General features: G+C 63.4%; 19 protein-coding genes. 6 read left to right on the forward strand and 13 right to left on the reverse strand.

The window, feature by feature from the left end; genetic code table 11:
* Positions 1–120 precede the first annotated feature (120 nt).
* Positions 121–1,608 (forward strand): aldehyde dehydrogenase family protein, encoded by a 1,488-nt coding sequence (locus tag ACZ445_RS19915; protein ID WP_464707487.1) that lies wholly within the window; start codon positions 121–123, stop codon positions 1,606–1,608.
* On the opposite strand, the gene ACZ445_RS19920 is transcribed toward ACZ445_RS19915, so the two are convergent.
* From ACZ445_RS19920 to ACZ445_RS19955, 8 genes are all read right to left on the reverse strand, one after another.
* The gene (locus ACZ445_RS19920; RefSeq protein WP_464707488.1) at positions 1,583–2,005 is read right to left on the reverse strand and encodes a RidA family protein; all 423 of its coding nucleotides are present in this window, start codon (positions 2,003–2,005) and stop codon (positions 1,583–1,585) included. The genes ACZ445_RS19915 and ACZ445_RS19920 overlap by 26 nt on opposite strands.
* 88 nt (positions 2,006–2,093) lie before the next feature.
* Positions 2,094–3,434: a PQQ-dependent sugar dehydrogenase gene (locus ACZ445_RS19925; protein WP_464707489.1), complete on the reverse strand. Its 1,341-nt coding sequence runs from the start codon at positions 3,432–3,434 to the stop codon at positions 2,094–2,096.
* Positions 3,435–3,783: 349 nt separating this feature from the next.
* The gene (locus tag ACZ445_RS19930) at positions 3,784–4,716 is read right to left on the reverse strand and encodes a pyridoxamine 5'-phosphate oxidase family protein (protein WP_058426114.1); all 933 of its coding nucleotides are present in this window, start codon (positions 4,714–4,716) and stop codon (positions 3,784–3,786) included.
* A gap of 79 nt (positions 4,717–4,795) precedes the next feature.
* On the reverse strand, positions 4,796–5,680 hold the full coding sequence (locus ACZ445_RS19935; RefSeq protein ID WP_464707490.1) for a LysR family transcriptional regulator: 885 nt from the start codon (positions 5,678–5,680) through the stop codon (positions 4,796–4,798).
* Complete coding sequence (locus ACZ445_RS19940) at positions 5,680–6,600, reverse strand: LysR family transcriptional regulator (RefSeq protein WP_058426116.1); 921 nt, start codon at positions 6,598–6,600, stop codon at positions 5,680–5,682. The genes ACZ445_RS19935 and ACZ445_RS19940 overlap by 1 nt, the downstream gene beginning before the upstream one ends.
* A 203-nt stretch (positions 6,601–6,803) precedes the next feature.
* A complete protein-coding gene (locus ACZ445_RS19945; protein WP_058426117.1) occupies positions 6,804–7,424 on the reverse strand; it encodes a glutathione S-transferase family protein in 621 nt (206 codons plus the stop codon).
* Between the two features lie 112 nt (positions 7,425–7,536).
* A complete protein-coding gene (locus ACZ445_RS19950) occupies positions 7,537–8,328 on the reverse strand; it encodes an ABC transporter permease (RefSeq protein ID WP_058426118.1) in 792 nt (263 codons plus the stop codon).
* Positions 8,325–9,002: an ABC transporter ATP-binding protein gene (locus tag ACZ445_RS19955; RefSeq protein ID WP_058426119.1), complete on the reverse strand. Its 678-nt coding sequence runs from the start codon at positions 9,000–9,002 to the stop codon at positions 8,325–8,327. Before ACZ445_RS19955 ends, ACZ445_RS19950 begins: the two co-directional genes overlap by 4 nt.
* A gap of 131 nt (positions 9,003–9,133) precedes the next feature.
* Here ACZ445_RS19955 and ACZ445_RS19960 point away from each other — a divergent pair, with 131 nt between their 5' ends.
* The 5 genes from ACZ445_RS19960 (at position 9,134) to ACZ445_RS19980 (ending at position 13,180) form a co-directional block, all read left to right on the forward strand.
* Positions 9,134–10,210, forward strand: coding sequence for an aldo/keto reductase (locus tag ACZ445_RS19960; protein WP_058426120.1), 1,077 nt, complete (start codon positions 9,134–9,136; stop codon positions 10,208–10,210).
* A gap of 59 nt (positions 10,211–10,269) precedes the next feature.
* Entirely contained in the window at positions 10,270–10,512 is a 243-nt protein-coding gene (locus tag ACZ445_RS19965; protein WP_058426121.1) for a hypothetical protein, read from the forward strand.
* A gap of 150 nt (positions 10,513–10,662) precedes the next feature.
* A complete protein-coding gene (locus tag ACZ445_RS19970; protein WP_464707492.1) occupies positions 10,663–11,859 on the forward strand; it encodes a DUF1835 domain-containing protein in 1,197 nt (398 codons plus the stop codon).
* 46 nt (positions 11,860–11,905) lie between these two features.
* Positions 11,906–12,730: a 5'-nucleotidase, lipoprotein e(P4) family gene (locus tag ACZ445_RS19975; RefSeq protein WP_464707493.1), complete on the forward strand. Its 825-nt coding sequence runs from the start codon at positions 11,906–11,908 to the stop codon at positions 12,728–12,730.
* A 72-nt stretch (positions 12,731–12,802) separates the two neighbouring features.
* Positions 12,803–13,180 (forward strand): c-type cytochrome, encoded by a 378-nt coding sequence (locus ACZ445_RS19980; RefSeq protein ID WP_081049311.1) that lies wholly within the window; start codon positions 12,803–12,805, stop codon positions 13,178–13,180.
* 3 nt (positions 13,181–13,183) lie between these two features.
* Here the strand turns inward: ACZ445_RS19980 and ACZ445_RS19985 are convergent, their stop codons facing one another.
* From ACZ445_RS19985 to ACZ445_RS20005, 5 genes are all read right to left on the reverse strand, one after another.
* On the reverse strand, positions 13,184–13,618 hold the full coding sequence (locus ACZ445_RS19985) for a RidA family protein (protein WP_179029450.1): 435 nt from the start codon (positions 13,616–13,618) through the stop codon (positions 13,184–13,186).
* A 202-nt stretch (positions 13,619–13,820) separates the two neighbouring features.
* Positions 13,821–15,392: a flavin monoamine oxidase family protein gene (locus ACZ445_RS19990; RefSeq protein WP_464707494.1), complete on the reverse strand. Its 1,572-nt coding sequence runs from the start codon at positions 15,390–15,392 to the stop codon at positions 13,821–13,823.
* Between the two features lie 12 nt (positions 15,393–15,404).
* Positions 15,405–16,328, reverse strand: a complete 924-nt coding sequence (locus tag ACZ445_RS19995) for an ABC transporter substrate-binding protein (RefSeq protein WP_179030427.1) — start codon at positions 16,326–16,328, stop codon at positions 15,405–15,407.
* A gap of 18 nt (positions 16,329–16,346) precedes the next feature.
* Positions 16,347–17,120, reverse strand: coding sequence for an amino acid ABC transporter ATP-binding protein (locus ACZ445_RS20000; protein ID WP_058426128.1), 774 nt, complete (start codon positions 17,118–17,120; stop codon positions 16,347–16,349).
* Positions 17,113–18,078 (reverse strand): amino acid ABC transporter permease, encoded by a 966-nt coding sequence (locus ACZ445_RS20005; protein WP_310864021.1) that lies wholly within the window; start codon positions 18,076–18,078, stop codon positions 17,113–17,115. The genes ACZ445_RS20000 and ACZ445_RS20005 overlap by 8 nt, the downstream gene beginning before the upstream one ends.
* Positions 18,079–18,082: the final 4 nt, after the last annotated feature.

The following is an 18,082-nucleotide window of genomic DNA, read 5'->3' on the forward strand; positions in this document are numbered from 1 at the left end:
AGGTTGTACTTTTCACAGGCGCGGCAGCCACAGGCATGACGCTTGGCAGGCACAGTCAAGCCAGGCGCGGGCGGCTTGGTTACCCTCGGGCTTTCTTTTGTGAACTGCCAGGAACCTGCCATGAGTGATATCCCGCTGCTGCCTCACGTCGAAGCGTTTTTACGTCGACCCCATGGGCTGTTCATCGACGGCGTCAACGTCCGCAGCCATTCCAGCCAGACCCTGGCGGTGACCAATCCGGCCACCGGTGAAGTGATCGCCCACGTGGCGGATGCCGACCTGGCGGATGTCGATGCAGCGGTGGACTCCGCCAACCGGGGCTTTGAGCTGTGGTCACAGGCTGCGCCGGCAACGCGCGGCAATGTGCTGCACAAGCTCGCCGACCTGCTCGAACGCCACCGCGAAGAACTGGCGCAGATCGAGACCTGCCAGTCCGGCAAGATCATCCAGATTGCCCGCGCGTTCGAGGTCGACCAGGCCGCGCATTTCCTGCGCTACTACGCAGGCTGGGCGACCAAGATCAGCGGCCAGACGCTCACCCCGTCGCTGCCCTCGTTCAATGGCGAACGCTACACCGCGTTCACGCTGCGCGAACCGGTGGGCGTGGTGGTGGGCATCGTGCCGTGGAATTTCTCGACCATGATCGCTATCTGGAAACTCGCCTCGGCACTGGTGACCGGCTGCAGCATCATCATCAAGCCCAGCGAATTCACGCCGCTGACGATCCTGCGCATCGCCGAACTGGCCATCGAAGCCGGGTTGCCGGCGGGTGTGCTCAACGTGTTGACGGGCGGCGGCCACGTCGGCAAAGGCCTGGTGGAGCACCCCGGTACGCACAAGGTGTCCTTCACCGGTTCGGTGCCCACCGGCATCGCCGTGGGCCGCAGCGCCATGGGCGCCGGCCTCACTCGTGCGACCCTGGAACTGGGCGGCAAGAACGCCGCCGGGTTCCTGCGTGACGTGGACGTGGACAAGGCGGTGGACGGCATCATCGAGGCCGGCTTTTTGCACGCCGGACAAATCTGCGCAGCGGCCGAACGGTTCTTCGTGCATCGCTCACAGCTCGACGCCGTGCTGGACACACTCAGCCAGCGCCTCAGCCGCCTCACCATCGGCTCGCCGCTGGACGAACGCACCGAATTCGGCCCGGTCACCCACCATCAGCATCAACTCAAACTGCTCGGCTATTTCAGCCAGGCCCGCGCCGAAAACAACCGGATCATCCACGGCGGCAAATTCATCGACCGCCCCGGCTGCTATGTCGAACCCACGGTGATCCTCGCCAACAGCATCAACGACACCCTGCTCAACGAAGAAACCTTCGGCCCCATCGCCACCTTCCTGCCCTACGACAGTGAAGACGAGCTGCTCGCGCTGATGAACAACGGCCCCTACGGCCTCAGCGCCAGCCTGTGGACCAATGACTTGGGCAAGGCCCTGTGCATGGTGCCGGCGATCAGGGCCGGCACGCTGTGGGTGAACATGCACACACTGCTCGACCCGGCGGTGCCGTTTGGGGGCAATCGCTCTTCGGGGGTTGGTCGGGAGTTTGGCAGTGCATTCATCGAGGATTACACCGAGCTCAAGTCGGTGATGATTCGGTACTGAACGGAACAACCGCCTCCGCCTCGATCTCGATCAACCAATCCGGCAACGACAACCCGCTGACCATAATCCACGAAGACGGCGGCGGGTTGTCCGGGAAGCGCTGCCGTAGCGCCTGCGCGATCGGTTCCTGCTGGTCGCGGGCGGACTCGGCGATATACAGCCGCAGCATGATCACATGGGACAGATCACCGCCGACCTCGGCCAGCACCTTGTCGATATTGTCGAGCGCAGCGGCGGTCTGCTCGGCAATGCCTGGGCCGACCGTGCGCTCGTCCGCATCCACCCCCACCTGGCCGGACAGCATGATGCGCCGACCCTGTGGCACCTCAAGGGCCTGGCTGAAGCCGTATTGCAGGGAGTTGAATACCGTCGTGGGATTGATGACCTTTCGTTGCATGACGCTTCCTTGTTGTCGGTAGGAAAACAAGGCTAACCCAATGGCATCGTTCAATCTGGCAGTTCAACATCCCGCAACATATCGGGGGTCAGGGCTTGCGCTGTGTCACCCGCCACACTTTGTTCCCCACATCATCCGCCACCAGCAACGCGCCCTGCTCGTCCAGGGTCACACCCACCGGCCGGCCTTGCGCTTCGCCTTCGGCATTGAGAAAACCGGTGAGAAAGTCGACCGGTGCACCCGACGGCTTGCCCTCCTTGAACGGGATAAATACCACCTTGTAGCCCGCTTGCGGGTTGCGGTTCCAAGAGCCGTGTTCACCGACAAACACCCCATCGGCAAAGGCAGCCGGCATGCCGCGCGCATCGGAAAAGGTCAGGCCCAGCGGTGCGACGTGAGTACCCAGGGCGTAGTCCGGCGCGATGGCCTGGGCCACCTTGTCCGGGCGTGGCGGTTGGACGCGCACATCGACGTGGCTGCCGTAGTAGCTCCACGGCCAGCCGTAGAACGCGCCGTCCTGCACCGAAGTGAGGTAGTCGGGCACCAGGTCGCTGCCGATTTCGTCGCGTTCGTTGACCACCGTCCACAGCTGGCTAGAACCCGGTTTCCACGCCAGGCCGTTGGGGTTGCGCAAACCGCTGGCGAACAGGCGTTTCTCGCCGCTGGCCACGTCCAGTTCCCAGATCGCGGCACGCCCTTCTTCAGCGTCGAGGCCGTTTTCGCCGACGTTGCTGTTGGACCCCACCGTCACATACAGCCGGGTGCCTTCGGGGTTGGCCAGCAGGTTTTTGGTCCAATGATGGTTGATGCCGGCGGGCAGGTCGGTGACCTTGACCGGAGTGGCGTCGATATGGGTCTGGCCTGGGGTGTAAGGCACCTTGACCACCGCGTCGGCATTGGCGATATACAAGTCGTTGCCCACCAGCGCCATGCCGAACGGCGACATCAGGCCGCTCAAGAACTCGCTCCGCACTTCGGCATGCCCATCGTGATCGGCATCGCGCAGCAAGGTGATGCGATTGGCGCTCGGTGTATCCGCGCCGACACGCCCCATTACCACCCCCATCGCCGTGCGCCGTGCCCAGGCGATCACACCCGTGCCGCCGTCGGTGGCGCCTTCGGGCATGGGCGGGTGATTACTTTCAGCGACCAGCACATCACCGTTGGGCAGGGTGTAGACCCAGCGCGGGTGATCGAGGTTATCGGCCAGGGCCGTGACGGTGAAGCCTTGGGGGGCGGTGGGTTGTACACCGTCAGACCAGCCGACGGCCTTGGAGACCTTGAGCGTAGGGATCAAAGAAGTGCTGGGCTCGGGCAGTTGCGGCGCAGGCCCGACTCCGGCTTGGAACGGTATTTTGGACGCTTCGCCACATGCACTGAGAACAGCGGCGGCGGCAATCTGGAGCGCAAGGCGGCTCGGTACATTCATGGTGGAAACCTCGGGGCAGAAACCTGAGGGAGTATTGCCCTATAACGCGCGGGTAGCCACCGGACGTGGCGCAATTGAATGTTAACCGGGGGGGCACGAATGGCATAGAAGGCCCTTTTTATCGGACTGAGCCGGCGATGGTGCAGATGGTCGAGGTTGCGCAGTTGTTGGTCGATGAGGCGCTGAACCGGGAAAGCCCGGTGGCCTGATCAAACACGTAATTCCATCAGGCAACGCAATCCCCTGTGGGAGCCGGGCTTGCCCGCGATAGCGGTGTATCAGTCACAGCAACGCCACCTGACACTCCGCTATCGCAGGCAAGCCAGCTCCCACATTTGGGCGTCGACGCCTACCAACTCCCCATCGCCAGACTGAACGGCGAAAACTCCGCGAACTGCCACCGCAACGCCAACGCCGCCGGGCGCCGCACGACATGTTCCACGGTGACCGTCCACAAGCGCTGGGCGCCCTCGAACAGCGCCACTTCAGGGCCGTCGAGGATCAGTGAAGTGCGCCCGGCCACCTGCAGCACATCCCCCGATTCAAAATCGATGAACAACAACCCCGCCACCGGGTTCACCTGCAGATTGCCCAGGGTGTTGAAGAACAGGTTGCCGGCAAAGTCGGGGATGGTCAGCACGTTGCCTTCGACCCGCACAAAACCCGTGTTGCCGCCACGGTGGGAAACGTCCACCGAGCGCTGGCCATCCACCTCGACATAGCTGGCGACGAAGAAGGTATCGGCGTTGCGGATCAGCGCTTGGGCCGCATCATCCAGGCTGCTGGAACGTTCGGCCACGCTGCCGGGCTTACGCGCGACGGATACAACCGGCCGCAGTTGGATGTACTTGGGGCAATTGCCGAACGTGTGCACCACGTCGACCGAGAAGCCCTCGTGGTCGAGCGTACCGATACGCCCGTTCATGCGGTTGCGGCGGCGGGTGTTGAGGTCGATGCCCAGCAGGCCGATGGATGCACCTTCACGCAAGGCGTTGCGGGCCGGGTCGGTTGCCGACGGCAGGCTGTCCACCTGCAAAGTCTGTGGGTTCGGCGAGTGGGCGAAGCCTGGCGCACCTTCCACCATCGTCGCCCAGGGAATGCCCTGCTCGTCTACCACACCCAGCATCAGGTACGGCAACAAGGGGTAGAAATCCCGATGCTGCTCGGGCAAATGATCGCGGATCACCTTCGGTCCGACCACGGCCATGCGCTCGGCGACGCCCACTGCTTGTTGCATGTGCCGTTCACCGGCATGCCAGGGGGATTGTTCGATCAGGTTCATGGCAAACACCTCATGTTGGATAGCCCGATGCTGCGCCCTGCTCGCCACCAAGGGAATCACCACGCCAGGCAATCCACTGTTACGCCAACTGAAATGCCGGGTGGTCTCGCAGCGCCGCCACGCAGTGGTCGACAAAGCTGCGCACGCGCATCGGTGCGTTGTGGCCTTGGCGGTACACCACGTACACGGGCAATGGCGGCTGTTCAAAACCCGGCAACAGGCGGCGCAATTGCCCACTCTGCAGATGCTCGTGGACCGGGTAACTCAGGCAGCGAATCACCCCCGCCCCATGCACCGCCGCATTGATCGCGCCCTGCACCGTGGCGCAGCCCAGGCGGGCACGGGCCTTGAGTGGATAACCCTGGAAATCCCAATGCACCTGATCGGCACTGGCAATCAGCCGATGCTGCTTGAGGTGGTCCGGGCGTTGGGGCTCGCCGTGAACAGCGAGATAGTCGGGGCTGGCGCAAAGGACATGCCGCACCTGCCCCACCGACCGGGCGATCAACGACGAGTCGGGCAGTTCACCGACGAGGATCGCCACGTCCAGCCCTTCTTCGTGCAGGTTTGGATAATAGTCGTGGTAATGCGCCGCGAGGCTCACCTCGGGATAACGGTCCAGGTAGTCGGCCAACACCGGCGCCATCACATAACGGCTGAACAGAAAGGGCAGAAACACCCGCAGGTTGCCCTGGGCCTGCACATGCAAGCCTTTGGCCGAGGCTTCGGCGGCGTCCACGGCGGCGAGCAGGCGCACGCAATCGGCCAGGTACGCGCTGCCTGCGTCGGTCAGGTTCACGCCGCGCGTGCTGCGCTCAAGCAACCGCACGCGTAGCCGCGCTTCCAGGCGGGCAACCGCACGGACCAGGGTTGGTCCGGACACCTGCACACTGCGCGCCGCGCCGGCCAGGCTCGAGTGCCCGGCCAGCGCGGCGAACAGTTGCATGTCGCGATAGCGCTCCATCAACTGCGCCGTTTCATCGCCGGGTTCAGGGCAGCATCCTGGCCCAGGCGATGGCTGAGGAAGTCGACAAAGGTATTGATCTTGGCCGGTACACGGCCGCTCTTCTGGAACACCACCTGGATCGGTAACGGCTCAGCCTCATACGCTTGAAGGACGATCTCCAACTCGCCCGCCGCCACCGCCGTGGCGACCTGATAGGACAGCACCCGCGTCATGCCCCAGCCCAGGCGTGCCAGGTTGATCGCGGCATTGTTCGCCGTAACGACCAGGCGCGGCTCGATGGGCACGGTCAAGGGTTGGCCGGCGTCGACAAACTCCCAGCCACTCACCAGTTGGCTCGACGATGACGTGACGATCTTGGCCTCACGCAACTGCGACGGATGCTCCGGTCGCCCGTGCAGGTCAAGATAGGCCGGCGACGCGCACACCACCCGGCGCACTTCGCCGACCTTGATCGCCTGCTGCCCCGGCTCGTGCAGATGGCCTATACGTACCGCTACATCGACGCCTTCATCGACCAGGTTGACCACGCGGTCGACCAGCAAAGCATTGATGTTCACCAGTGGAAAACGGTCCAGGTATTCCCCCAGCACCGGCGCCACATACAACTCGCCGAACAGCACCGGCGCGGTGACCGTCAGGTGGCCGCAGGGGATGGAGTAACTGCCCGCCGCCGCTTCTTCGGCTTCATCGAGCTCCGCCAGAATGCGCCGGCAATCTTCCAGGTAACGCTGGCCGGCTTCGGTCAGGTGCACGCTACGGGTGGTGCGCGCCAGCAGTTGGGTGCCGATGCGTTCCTCCATGGCGGCAATAGCCCGCGTCACGCTGGGCGGCGAGGTATTCAGGCGGCGGGCGGCGGCGGCAAAACCTTCCTCCTCGGCCACGGCCAGGAACACCTGCATTTCATGAAATCGGTCCATCGGCACTCCTCTCAAGCAACTGCATAGTGCTATTCCCCTGTGGCTAGCGAGCTTGTTGTGGCGAGCGAGCTTGCCTCGCGTTGGGCTGCGAAGCAGCCCCAATAAGGCCGCTGCGTTGTTTCAGAAAATACGCGGTGGCACGTTTCAGGGCCGCTTCGCGCCCCAACGCGAGGCAAGCTCGCTCACTACAACAAGGGTTCGCGTTAGTGGGATTGCAAGCCCACGACTGTACACGGCATGCCGACAAATCCCGGCAGCGCTTCGATGCTGGCGAGCCAGGCGCGCACCTGAGGGTAATCGGCCAGCGACACATTGCCTTCCGGCGCGTGGGCGGTGTAGGTGTAGAAAGCGACATCGGCGATGGTCGGTTGCTCGCCGGCCAGGAAGCGGTTTTGGCTCAGTTGAGTCTCCATCAGTTTCAGCAAGGCGTGGGAACGGGCAATGGCGACGGAGGTATCGATGTCCGCGCCAAACACCGTGGCCAACCGCGCCGACGCGGGCCCGACGTGCAGTTGACCGGCGGCCGCCGAGAGCCAGCGCTGCACTCGGGCCTGCCCCACAGGGTCACCCGGCAGCCACTGGCCTTTGCCGTAGGTGTTCGCCAGGTAAACCAGAATCGCATTGGAGTCGGCCAGCACCACGCCATTGTCATCAATCGCCGGCACCTGGCCGAAGCTGTTGATCATGGCCAAATAGTCGGCGGACTTGTGGGCACCTTGCTTGAGGTCCACCAAGTTGTATTCCACCGGCAGGCCCAGCAGGGACAGCATCAGTTCCACGCGGTGGGAGTGACCGGACAACGGGAAACCATAGAGTTTGATCATGAAAGGCTCCAAAAGAAGGGGGTCTCGACGCCCCGCATACTCCACCGCTGCCCCGACCGTTGGAATCACCAGGATTTACAATCGAGCATTTCATCCGATGAAACAATACCGCTCAGCGCTCCTCGAGCCTGTCCCTCAGGAACCGATGACTCACCGAAAACAATCGCCGATAGGTCAGCAACACTGCGCCCACCGTACCCAACGCCGACGATGCGGCAATCAGGAACATGATCACGATCTGATACCGCACCGCGTCCACCGGGCTCTCCCCCGCCAGTACCTGCCCGGTCATCATGCCGGGCAGGCTGACGATGCCGACCACCGTCATTTGGTTCAGCGTCGGGATCATGCCGGCGCGCACCGCCTGGCGGATGGCTTCCTGCGCGGCCTCCCAGCGTGAGCCGCCGAGGGCCAGGATCATTTCGATTGTGTTGCGCCCCGAGGTCAGTTCCTGGGTCATGCGCTCGATGCCCAGCGAGACGCCGGTCAAGGTGTTGCCGAGGATCATGCCGAGGATCGGGATCGCGTACTGCGGCTCGTACCAGGGGTGGATGCGGATCACCGCAAACAGGCCCACGGCGGTGACCAGCCACGAACTGCCCCACACCGACAGGATGCTGTCGACCCGCTGGCCCCGGTACGTCCGCCGCCCCCGCCCGGCTGCCGAAAGACCGGCGATCAGGGTCATGGCGCACATCAGCGGCAGCACCACGTACCAATAGGCGAACTCGAAGACCCAGCCCAACAGGTAACCGATCGCCAGCAGTTGCACCACCGTGCGCACCGCCGCCCACAGCAATTGGCGCCCAAGGCCCAGGCGCAACAGCAGCGACAGCGCGCCATTGATCAGGATCAGCGAGGCGGCAATGCCCATGTCCAGCGCGGTGAGGTTCTGGTAATTCATGGCTGGGCCACTCCGCTCAACACACCCGCGCTCATCTGCAAGTGGATGTCACTCATGCGCCGGGCCTGGTCCAGGTCGTGGGACACCCAGATACAGGCACGGGAACGATCACCGGCAAACCAGGCATCGATCAGCGCTTCCACTTCGCGGGACGAGGTGGGATCGAGGGCGGCGGTGGGTTCATCGAGCAGCAGCACTTCGGGGTTGAGTTGCAGGGTGCGGATCAGCGAAACCACCTGGGACTCACCGCCCGACAGGTCGGCGGCGCGCTTGGCCAGAAAGTCCGGCGACTTGCCGGCGTGGCCCAGCAGTGTGGTCACTGTCGCCAGGTCGAAGCTGCGCTTGCGCGAGGTCTTGAGGCTGAAGGGGAAACGCAGGTTGTCTTCCACCGTGCCGTCGAGCAGCGCCGGGCGTTGGGAGAGGTAGCTGATATGGCAGCGGTAGTGGGGAATCTCGGCGTTGCCGATCGGCTGGCCATTCCACAGGATCTGCCCGGACGTGGGCGCATCCAGCAGCGCCAATGCGCGCAGGAACACGCTTTTGCCGGAGCCGGATGAGCCGGTGATCGACACCCGGTCGCCGGCCTGCAGGCTGAAATCAGTGGGCTGGAGCAAGGGCACTTGGCGGCGCTCGTCCAGGCGCGTGAGGGCGCGGGTTTCGATCAGTGCGCTCATGGGCACAGTGTTCCTCTCAATCTGAATGACGCAATGGTGAGGCACACTCGCCGGGATTTCATTCAAAAAATTCAAACTATCGCATCCGGTGTGGCTCAGAACTCTAGGTTCAACGTTACCGAGGAGGCGACATGCAATACCGACAACTGGGCCATTCCGGCCTGCTGGTATCCGAAATCATCCTGGGCACCGTCCCCTTTGGCGGTCGCGGCGGGTTTGAGCAATGCGGATCGGTGGATGTGCCCCAGGCCAAACGCATGTTCGATATCGCGTTCGACGCGGGTGTGAACATGGTCGACACCGCCGACCTCTACTCCCACGGCCTGGCCGAAGAAGTCGTCGGCCAAGCCTTGGGAGACAAGCGCAACGATATCCTGCTGGCTACCAAGGGCCGCAGCCCGGTGGACAACAACCCCAACAACTCCGGCTCTTCGCGCTACCATCTGATTCGCGCGTGCGAAGCCAGCTTGAAACGCTTGGGCACCGACCATATCGACCTCTATCAACTGCACAACTGGGACGGCATGACCCCCATCGAGGAAACCCTCGAAGCGCTACGGCTGTTGGTGGGTTCGGGAAAAATCCGCTACTTCGGCACCAGCAACTTCACCGCCTGGCAGATGATGAAAACCCTGGGCAAGGCCGAACTGCACGGCATGCTCAAGCCCATCACCCAGCAGATCTACTACACCCCGGAATCCCGCGAAGCCGAGTACGAACTGCTGCCATTGGCGCTGGACCAGTCGGTAGGCACACTGGTGTGGGGCCCGATGGGCGAAGGCCTGTTGACCGGATCGACCCGTCGTGGCCGCAAGCCGCCCGCCAACACCCGCCAGGGCAGCGGTTGGCCGGAACCCTATGTGCATGATCAGGAGCGGGCGCTCGATATCATCGAAACCCTTGCGGCGGTCGGTGATGAACACGGTGTCTCGGTGGCCCGCACGTGCCTGGCATGGCTCAAGGATCGACCGGGGATCACTTCGCTGATCGTCGGCGCCCGCACCGAAGAACACCTGCGCGACAACCTCGCTGCGACTGAGTTGAAACTGACCCAGGAACAAGCTTCACGCATCGAAGCCGTGACACGCCGCCAGCCGTTGTACCCCTACTGGCATCGCTTTACCGCCGGGATCGACCGCTTTGATCCGGCAGAGCAGCCGTTTTTGGCTGAGCATCAGAAGACCATGGATGCGCGCAAGGACAAGTAATGCCGTGGCAGCCTTTCGCTTTCGCTAAAGGCTGCCTTTTCCCCTTCAAGGAGCCCCCCATGATTGCCCAAATCATGATCGCCGCGCTCGGCGTCGTTGCCATCTGGTTCAGCCAAAGCAAACGCTTGAAAGTGCGCCGCTACGCCTGCCTGTTCGGCATGGCGGGCCAGCCGTTCTGGTTCTGGTCATCCATCAATGCCGAACAGTGGGGGATTGTATTACTGAGCTGTTTCTACACGGTGGCGTGGGCGAAGGGGATCAAGACCCATTGGGTTGATCACACGCCAGACGCGCAACACTGATTTGCAAACGAACGCTGCACTGCCTATATTCCCTGCCTGGCGCTCTCTACGCCACCTTCCGCGGAAAGGGCTGCGCCCAGGACACTGCAACCTCCTCTTTTTCTACGACTCCCCACCTTGAAGCGGAAAAGGTTTGTGCAAGGAGATCGTATGTCCCAACCACTCAACACCGATGGCCGTCTCAACCTTGAGCAACAGCGCAAGCGCGCCAAGGAACTGCTGCCGCGCCTCAAAGCCCAAGACCCGAACGCTACCTTGTCCCAGGCCCAATGGGAAATCGCCAAGCAGCTGGGTTTCAGCAGTTGGCCAAAGCTCAAGGCCCATGTCGATGCCATCGACTTCGCCGCCCGCCACCCCGATTTTGCCGCCAGCGATGAAGCCCGCACCACCCACTGGCGCTGCGGCAATGACATTGCCCACAGCCTCCAACTGGCCGGATTCAAAGGGCAATTCCGGATGCTCGCCGACCCGCTGTGCATGGGTCCGGTCCGCGATCTGCCCCGCCAAGCCTTCCGCGCCATGCGCAGCGCCTTTATCAGCCAGGCCTTTGCCATCGATGCAGCCGATGCAGCTCGTCGCGTCGACGCCGAATACGACCACCTCGAAGCATTGGCCAGCGCCGACCACAGTGTGCTGTGGTGCGAAGCGGATGCCTATGACCAACTGTTCCTGATCCGCGCACTTGCCGGTCTTGAACAGGTGCCGCGCAAACTGGAGCTCATCGAGGTGGACCGCATTCCCGGCGTGCAGCGTTTTATCGGCATCGGCCAACTGGCGCCGGATGTATTGGCGTGGCTATGGCCGCAACGGCGCTTGCTCGATGAGGACGCCGTGCAACTGGCCAAACAGGCCTGGTCGGCGTACTGCGACAGCTCGCCAGTCAGGTGGGCGCAAATAGCCCACGACAGCCACACCGCCTTGCCGTTGCTTGCCCCGGCGTTGTTGCGTCAATTACAGGAATTACCCGGCCTGCACGACGGCCTGTCGCTGACCGAGCGCCTGGCCCTGACGTACCTCGCCGAGAACGGGCCAACGCCATTTGGTCGGGTGTTTGCCGAACTGATGGCCAAGCGTGAACCGCTGCCGTTCCTGGGGGACATGATGTTTCAGGCGCTGTTGCGACCGCTGATCGATGGCGACAAGCCTTTACTCACGGCCACCGAGACGCACCTGGAATGGCCGCGCCAGGTGCTGGCGTTGACGGCACTGGGGCAAGCCGTGCTGAAGGGTCACGCCAACTGGCTGGATCACGCCAGCCATGTGCGATGGGTGGGTGGGGTATGCCTGCGACCTCGCCAGCCCCACTGGGCGATCGATGAGCACATCATGCCTGTCTGGTGCCCGTGATTACGCTAACGTGCTGCCCATTCAACCTTCACTTGCGAGACTGCCCATGCGCAACCTGATCTTCGCCAGCCTGCTCCTGCTGGCGGGCTGCCAACAAACGCCGCCGGCCAACGACCAACTTGATGCCGTGCTCTGGACCCAGACCTCCATCGAGCATGAGCTGATTTACCGCCAGCTTTTCGCCAATGCCACCCGTCAACTTGACGTGGCGTTGGCCGATCCCACCTGGGATGCCCTGCCCTTTCCCCCACGCAACCTGAACGGGTTGCCGCCGGCGGTGGTGGTCGATATCGATGAAACCCTGCTGGACAACGTGCCGCTCAACGCCCGCGATGTGGTCAACAACCAAGTCTATTCCTACGACCGCTGGAACACCTGGGTCGACCAGGCCAAGGCCCAGGCCTTGCCCGGTGCCGTGGCGTTCCTGCAAGCGGCCCGGCAAAAAGGCATCAAGGTGTATTACCTGACCAACCGTGAACACAGCCAGGTCGAGGCCACGGTGAAGAACCTGCGCCTGCGCGGGTTCCCGGTTGAAAGCGACGAACAGGTCCTGGCCGCCAGCACTCCCACCGGTCACTGCGAGAGCGCCGGCTACGGCAAGAACTGCCGCCGCCAATGGGTCGCTGCCCATGCACGGGTGTTGTTGATGGCGGGTGATTCCCTGGGGGATTTCGTGCAGGCCGACCACAACACCCTCGCGGATCAGCGCAAGGCGGTGGAGCCCTATGTGAACTGGTTGGGGCAACGCTGGTTCTTGTTGCCTAACCCGACCTATGGCAACTGGTACAGCGCGCCGTATGGGGATGATGAGAAGCTGCCGTTCGAGCAAAAGCGCAAGCTCAAGCAGCAGGCGTTGCAGTTGCAGGAGTAATCCGCCTTGGCTGGCCCACCGTCCTTGACGCCATCGGCCCACATCTGATTGACACAACAAGGTCATATGGAAATGAAACGAGTAGTTATCGCATCGCTCGGCGCTTTATCGCTCCTCCAACCGTCATTCTCTTCGGCGGATAACACCAACGGGAAAACCCTCTTCACCCAGCGGTGTGCGATGTGCCATGGCGTCGATATCAAAGGCACAGGCCCCCTGGCCAACAAGAGCAACCCGCCCACACCTGACCTGACCACCGCTGCGTTCAAAAAACGCCTGAATGACTACCCAGGCGTTATCGTCTCTTCAATCATCCTTCGCCCCAATGGCGACTTGATCCCAAGGACGTTGCGAGAGAACGGCGTGAAGCTAGCGCCGTTCGCGTGGAGGGTTAGCGACTTCCGCGATTTGAATCAATACATGAACGATGTGATTGCAAAGACTCGTTGAGTCTCACAGCGTTCTTGCAGCGATCGCCTCCACTTCAACCAACGCACCGGGCAATGGCAACGCCACCACTTGCAGCGCCGTACGTGCCGGCTTGTTCGGTTGCTCAGGTGTACCGAAGAACTGCGTATACCCTGCCTGCAAGCCAGCGAAATCCAGCTTGCCGCCCGTTTCTTCGGCGCCCACCAGGAACACCCGTAGCTGCACGATATCGCCCAGGTCCAGGTCCTGCTGGCGCAGGATCTTGCGCAGTTTGTTGAACACCGACACCGTCTGCACTTCGGTATTGCCATAGGCCGCCGGTGTGCCCGCCGGGGCGCTGGCATCGTGCAGGTCGGGCAAGGTGCCGCTGATGAAGATCAGGCTGGCGGATGCCGGCACCGTGACGGTCTGGGAAATCGGGAAGTCGCCGACGCTGGTACGTTGAATGCTGTCGCTCATGATGAATCTCCTTTAATGATGCTTGGGTCACTAAACCACGTTCAAAACCGCCAACACCCTCTGTTGTGGCGAGCGGGCTTGCCCTGCGTTGGGCTGCGCAGCAGCCCCAGACCAGACACCGCGTTCTAGGCATAACGACCTCGTAGCCTTGATGGGGCCGCTTCGCAGCCCAACGCGGGGCAAGCCCGCTCGCCACTTTGGTCTAAGCCGCGATATGTCGCTGTTGAATCACCCGCTCGGCCAGTTGCCCGACCACATGGCGCGCCGAGTTGGCCGCCGATTCCTGCCAGATACCCACGCCGCTCTGCACCAGCCCGTCGCCAGCGAAGTACACGCGGCCGTGGCCGGCTTCGAGCAAGGCGCTGGCGTCGGCCGGGAAGTGTTCACGTTGCAACCACGGGCCTTCGCTGTAGGGGATCTGCTCCCAGGACACTGCCAGCGGGTTGCGCAGGTGTTTTGCATAGCCTGGGTGCAGCAGTTCCACGGCCTCCTTGGAGATCGCGTACTGTTTGTCGAAAGGCTGCGCGCCAAACACATCGGCCCCCTCCCCGGTCACATAGCCCGCCACCAGCAGGCCTTCGCGAGTGTTGAGGTCATTGCTCGGGTACCACAGCAGGCGCGCCGGGTGTTCGATCCACGACAGGCCGCCGTAGGTGCGGTAGTCGGTCTCCCAGAAGCGCGGCGACTGCCACGCCACTTTGGTCGCCTGGTCGCTGCGGGTGCTGAGCAGGGCGGCCTTGATCGGGTCGCTGAAGTCGGTGTCGAGCCTGGCCACCAACGGCAGCGGCAGCGTCGAGATCAGGTAGTCGGCGCGCACGACCTGCTCGCGGCCGCTGCGCTGGTCGTGATAGGTCACCGCCACGCCGTCTTCCAACTGGCGGATACGGCGCACCTGGGCGCCCAGTTGTACATGGCCGCTGACGCGCTGGTAGAAGGCGTCGGTGATGCGGTCCATGCCGCCCACCGGTTGGAACATGGTGGCAGAGAACTCCGGGAATTCGGTGTGCAGCAACGCGCCCCACAGTTCCGGGTGCAGCAGTTGGTCCAGCGCCAACGGGCGGCGGCTGGCGGGCAAGGCGCCGGGGTGCGCTGGCGATTCCAGGTGCCCCGAACGGATCGTGCCCTCGAAAGCCAGCGCCTGGGACAGGTCGCCATACACCCGCAGGAACGCCAGCAAGCGCGTACGCTCTTCACCGCTCAACAGATCATCGAGGGCATCGCGCTGCACGGCCTTGGCGAGCAAGCCGGACAAGTGCCCGCGCGCATCGTTGATGGCCTGGCCAACCGTGAATGCAGGCTTGCCCACATCAGGCCGCACCTGGGCGCCATGACTGCTGTTGACCAGCACTTCCAGCGGTACGCCCAGCTCGCTGCAATAGTCGAGAATCGTGCGGTGCTGGCTGGGAATCCGTGCCGGCCCGGCATTGAAGTAATGCCCCGGGTCGAACGCGGCGGTTTGCGTGCGACCGTCCTTGTAGTCCACGCGGTCGCCGTTGCGGATCGTCCAGGTGCGGCCACCCACCCGCTCACGGGCCTCCAGCACTTGCACCTCGAAGCCGGCGCGGGTCAGTTCCAGGGCGGTGACCAGCCCCGCGATCCCCGCCCCCAACACCAGCACACGCGTGCCCTGCCCCAGGCCTTCCTTGAGTTTCAACGGTTGCGGACGGCGGTGTGACGACGGCCCCAGGCCCAATGCCGCCAGCGCCTCCTTGACCGCCTGCTCGCCCCCGACCGCAGCGATGCTCGACAGCGCTTCACGTCGTGTCAGTCCCATGCTCGATGCTCCTTAATCCGGCAGGCCCGGTGGGTTGATCAGCGACGTGTCGACCCGCTCGATATCCAGGCCCCAGCGTTGCAGCACCTGTTCGTATTGGCCGCCAGCAATCGCGCCTTCCAGGGCGGTGTGGATCGGCTTGACCAGGCCGTTGTCCTTGCGCGTGGTCACCGCGATATCCGCCTTCAACGGCCAGCCACCATTCACTGTGCCGACGAGCTTGATGCCGCCGGTGATTGCCGCCGAATAGGCGTACACCGAGTTAGGCCCGAACAGCGCATCGCTGCGCCCGGACTGCACGGCCAACTGTGCGGCGGCCTGGTCGTCGAAGTACTGCAACAGCGCGGGCTTGCGCCCTTCCTTCTCGTTGGCCTCATTCCAGGCCAGCAGGACTTTTTCCTGGTTGGTGCCGGAACCGACGATGATCTTCAGCCCGGCGATGTCCGCCGCCTGCTTGATCTCGCTGATCTTGCTGGTGCTCTTCACGTAGAAGCCGAGCACATCCTGGCGGTAGGTGGCGAAGTCAAAGCGCTTCTTGCGCGCCTCGGTCACGGTGACGTTGCTGATCACCGCGTCGTACTTGCCCGAACTGACCCCCAGGGGCCAGTCCTCCCAACTGGTCTGCACCACATTGAGTTGCAGGCCCAAGCTATCGGCAACCAGCTGCGCGGTATCGGCTTCGCTGCCGATGGTGGTCTTGTCGTCGCTGGCCAGCAGCGCCAGGGGCGGCCCGGCCACACCGGACACGGCCACGGTGAACTTGCCCGGCTGGGCGAACTTGAAGCCCGGCGGAATCTGCGCAATGGCCGCCTCGTTACGTGGCACATGGATGCGCACGCGGTCGGGGCTGAGATCGACCTGTTGCACGGCGAATGCGTGTTGCGCGGTGCTGACGGCGAGCGCCAGCAAGGCCACGCGGGCAGTAGAGATAAACATGGGCAGTCACTCCTTGAACTACAGCACCTTGCCGAGAAAGGCCACAGTGCGGGGATGTCGCGGTTGGCGGAAAATCTGTTCGGGCGGGCCTTCTTCAATCAACTGGCCGTCGCAGAGGAACACCACGTGGTCGGCCACCTCGCGGGCAAAGCCGATCTCGTGGGTGACGATCACCAGGGTCACGCCCAGTTGGGTCAGGCCCTTGATCACGTCGAGCACTTCGCCCACCAGCTCCGGGTCGAGGGCCGAGGTGGGTTCATCGAACAGCAGCACTTTGGGGTCCAGCGCCAGGGCACGGGCGATGGCCACGCGCTGTTGCTGGCCGCCAGAGAGCTGGCGCGGGTAGGCATCGACCTTGTCCGCCAGGCCGACCTTGGCCAGCAGTTCGGCCGCCCTGGACTGGGCCTCGGCCTTGCTCCAGCGCTGGTGGGCCAGGGGCGCTTCGGCGACGTTTTCCCAGGCGGTGAGGTGCGGAAACAGATTGAAGTTCTGGAACACGAAACCGACGTCGATACGGCGCTTGAGAATCTCCCGCTCTTTGAGTTCGTAGAGCAGATCGCCCTTGCGGCGGTAGCCGACATATTCACCGTCGATGGTGATATGCCCGCTGTCGATCTTTTCCAGGTGGTTGATGGTGCGCAGCAAAGTCGACTTGCCCGAGCCAGACGGCCCGAGGATCACCGTGACCTTGCCGGGGTCGATGGTCAGGTCGATGTCCTTGAGCACCTGCTGGTTGCCAAAGCGCTTGCCCACGCCCTGGATCTGGATGCGCCCGGCGCGTGCTTCAGCCATGGGTCTTCTCCTTGATCCAGCCGCGAATGCGTTGCAGCGGCGTGGGCGGCAGCACCCGTGCGGTGCCGCGCGCAAAGTGGCGCTCGACGTAGTACTGCGCGCTGGTCAGCACGGTGGTGATGATCAAGTACCACACCGTCGCCACGATCAGCAGCGGGATCACCGCCTGGGTGCGGTTGTAGATGACCTGCACGGTGTAGAACAGCTCTGGCAGGGCCAACACGTAGACGATGGACGTGCCCTTGACCAGGCCAATGATTTCGTTGAAGCCCGACGGCAGGATCGAGCGCAGCGCCTGGGGCAGGATGATCCGGAAGATACGACGCGAGGCCGGCAAGCCCAGGGCTGCAGCGGCTTCGTGCTGGCCGGCATCCACACCGATCAGCCCGCCACGGATGATCTCCGCCGCATACGCCGCCTGCATCAGGCTCAAGCCCAGCACGGCCACGGTGAACTGGCTGAGCACATCCACCGTCGACCACTCGGCAAACACCAGAGAGGTGAACGGCACGCCGAGCACAATGTGATCGTAGAGGTAGGCAAAGTTGTACAGGATGATCAGCACCAGCAACGCCGGCATCGAACGGAAAAACCAGATATAGCCCCAGGCCAACGCCGCCAGCAGCGGCGAACCCGACAGCCGCGCCAATGCCAGCGCGGTGCCGAGGATGATGCTGAACAGCGTGCTCAGCAGCGTCAGCAACAGCGTCTGGCCGAGACCGCGCAGCACCGACGGCGAAAAGAACCACTGGCCGAATACGCCCCACTCCCAACGCGGGTTGCTGGCCAGGGAATGCACGATGGCCAGCAGCACCAGCGCCGCAAAGATCGACCCGGCCCAGCGCCAGGGATGCCGCGCGGGCACCACTTGCAGGGCCTTGATCGGCGTGGAGACACGGGCCTGGCGCACCGGGCTGGGCGCATCAATCAGGTCATAGGGTTTGGCGACAATGGGCATGGCG

Source organism: Pseudomonas allii, from assembly GCF_055380095.1.

Bases quoted from the DNA above. Each gene is read 5' to 3' on its own strand.
- ACZ445_RS19965 (WP_058426121.1), top strand. From the start codon at position 10,270: ATGATTGCCCAAATCATGATCGCCGCGCTCGGCGTCGTTGCCATCTGG.
- ACZ445_RS20000 (WP_058426128.1), bottom strand. From the start codon at position 17,120: ATGGCTGAAGCACGCGCCGGGCGCATCCAGATCCAGGGCGTGGGCAAG.
- ACZ445_RS19950 (WP_058426118.1), bottom strand. From the start codon at position 8,328: ATGAATTACCAGAACCTCACCGCGCTGGACATGGGCATTGCCGCCTCG.
- ACZ445_RS19960 (WP_058426120.1), top strand. From the start codon at position 9,134: ATGCAATACCGACAACTGGGCCATTCCGGCCTGCTGGTATCCGAAATC.
- ACZ445_RS19975 (WP_464707493.1), top strand. From the start codon at position 11,906: ATGCGCAACCTGATCTTCGCCAGCCTGCTCCTGCTGGCGGGCTGCCAA.
- ACZ445_RS19930 (WP_058426114.1), bottom strand. From the start codon at position 4,716: ATGAACCTGATCGAACAATCCCCCTGGCATGCCGGTGAACGGCACATG.
- ACZ445_RS19985 (WP_179029450.1), bottom strand. From the start codon at position 13,618: ATGAGCGACAGCATTCAACGTACCAGCGTCGGCGACTTCCCGATTTCC.
- ACZ445_RS19925 (WP_464707489.1), bottom strand. From the start codon at position 3,434: ATGAATGTACCGAGCCGCCTTGCGCTCCAGATTGCCGCCGCCGCTGTT.
- ACZ445_RS19915 (WP_464707487.1), top strand. From the start codon at position 121: ATGAGTGATATCCCGCTGCTGCCTCACGTCGAAGCGTTTTTACGTCGA.
- ACZ445_RS19935 (WP_464707490.1), bottom strand. From the start codon at position 5,680: ATGGAGCGCTATCGCGACATGCAACTGTTCGCCGCGCTGGCCGGGCAC.
- ACZ445_RS19920 (WP_464707488.1), bottom strand. From the start codon at position 2,005: ATGCAACGAAAGGTCATCAATCCCACGACGGTATTCAACTCCCTGCAA.
- ACZ445_RS19995 (WP_179030427.1), bottom strand. From the start codon at position 16,328: ATGTTTATCTCTACTGCCCGCGTGGCCTTGCTGGCGCTCGCCGTCAGC.
- ACZ445_RS20005 (WP_310864021.1), bottom strand. From the start codon at position 18,078: ATGCCCATTGTCGCCAAACCCTATGACCTGATTGATGCGCCCAGCCCG.
- ACZ445_RS19980 (WP_081049311.1), top strand. From the start codon at position 12,803: ATGAAACGAGTAGTTATCGCATCGCTCGGCGCTTTATCGCTCCTCCAA.
- ACZ445_RS19970 (WP_464707492.1), top strand. From the start codon at position 10,663: ATGTCCCAACCACTCAACACCGATGGCCGTCTCAACCTTGAGCAACAG.
- ACZ445_RS19940 (WP_058426116.1), bottom strand. From the start codon at position 6,600: ATGGACCGATTTCATGAAATGCAGGTGTTCCTGGCCGTGGCCGAGGAG.
- ACZ445_RS19945 (WP_058426117.1), bottom strand. From the start codon at position 7,424: ATGATCAAACTCTATGGTTTCCCGTTGTCCGGTCACTCCCACCGCGTG.
- ACZ445_RS19990 (WP_464707494.1), bottom strand. From the start codon at position 15,392: ATGGGACTGACACGACGTGAAGCGCTGTCGAGCATCGCTGCGGTCGGG.
- ACZ445_RS19955 (WP_058426119.1), bottom strand. From the start codon at position 9,002: ATGAGCGCACTGATCGAAACCCGCGCCCTCACGCGCCTGGACGAGCGC.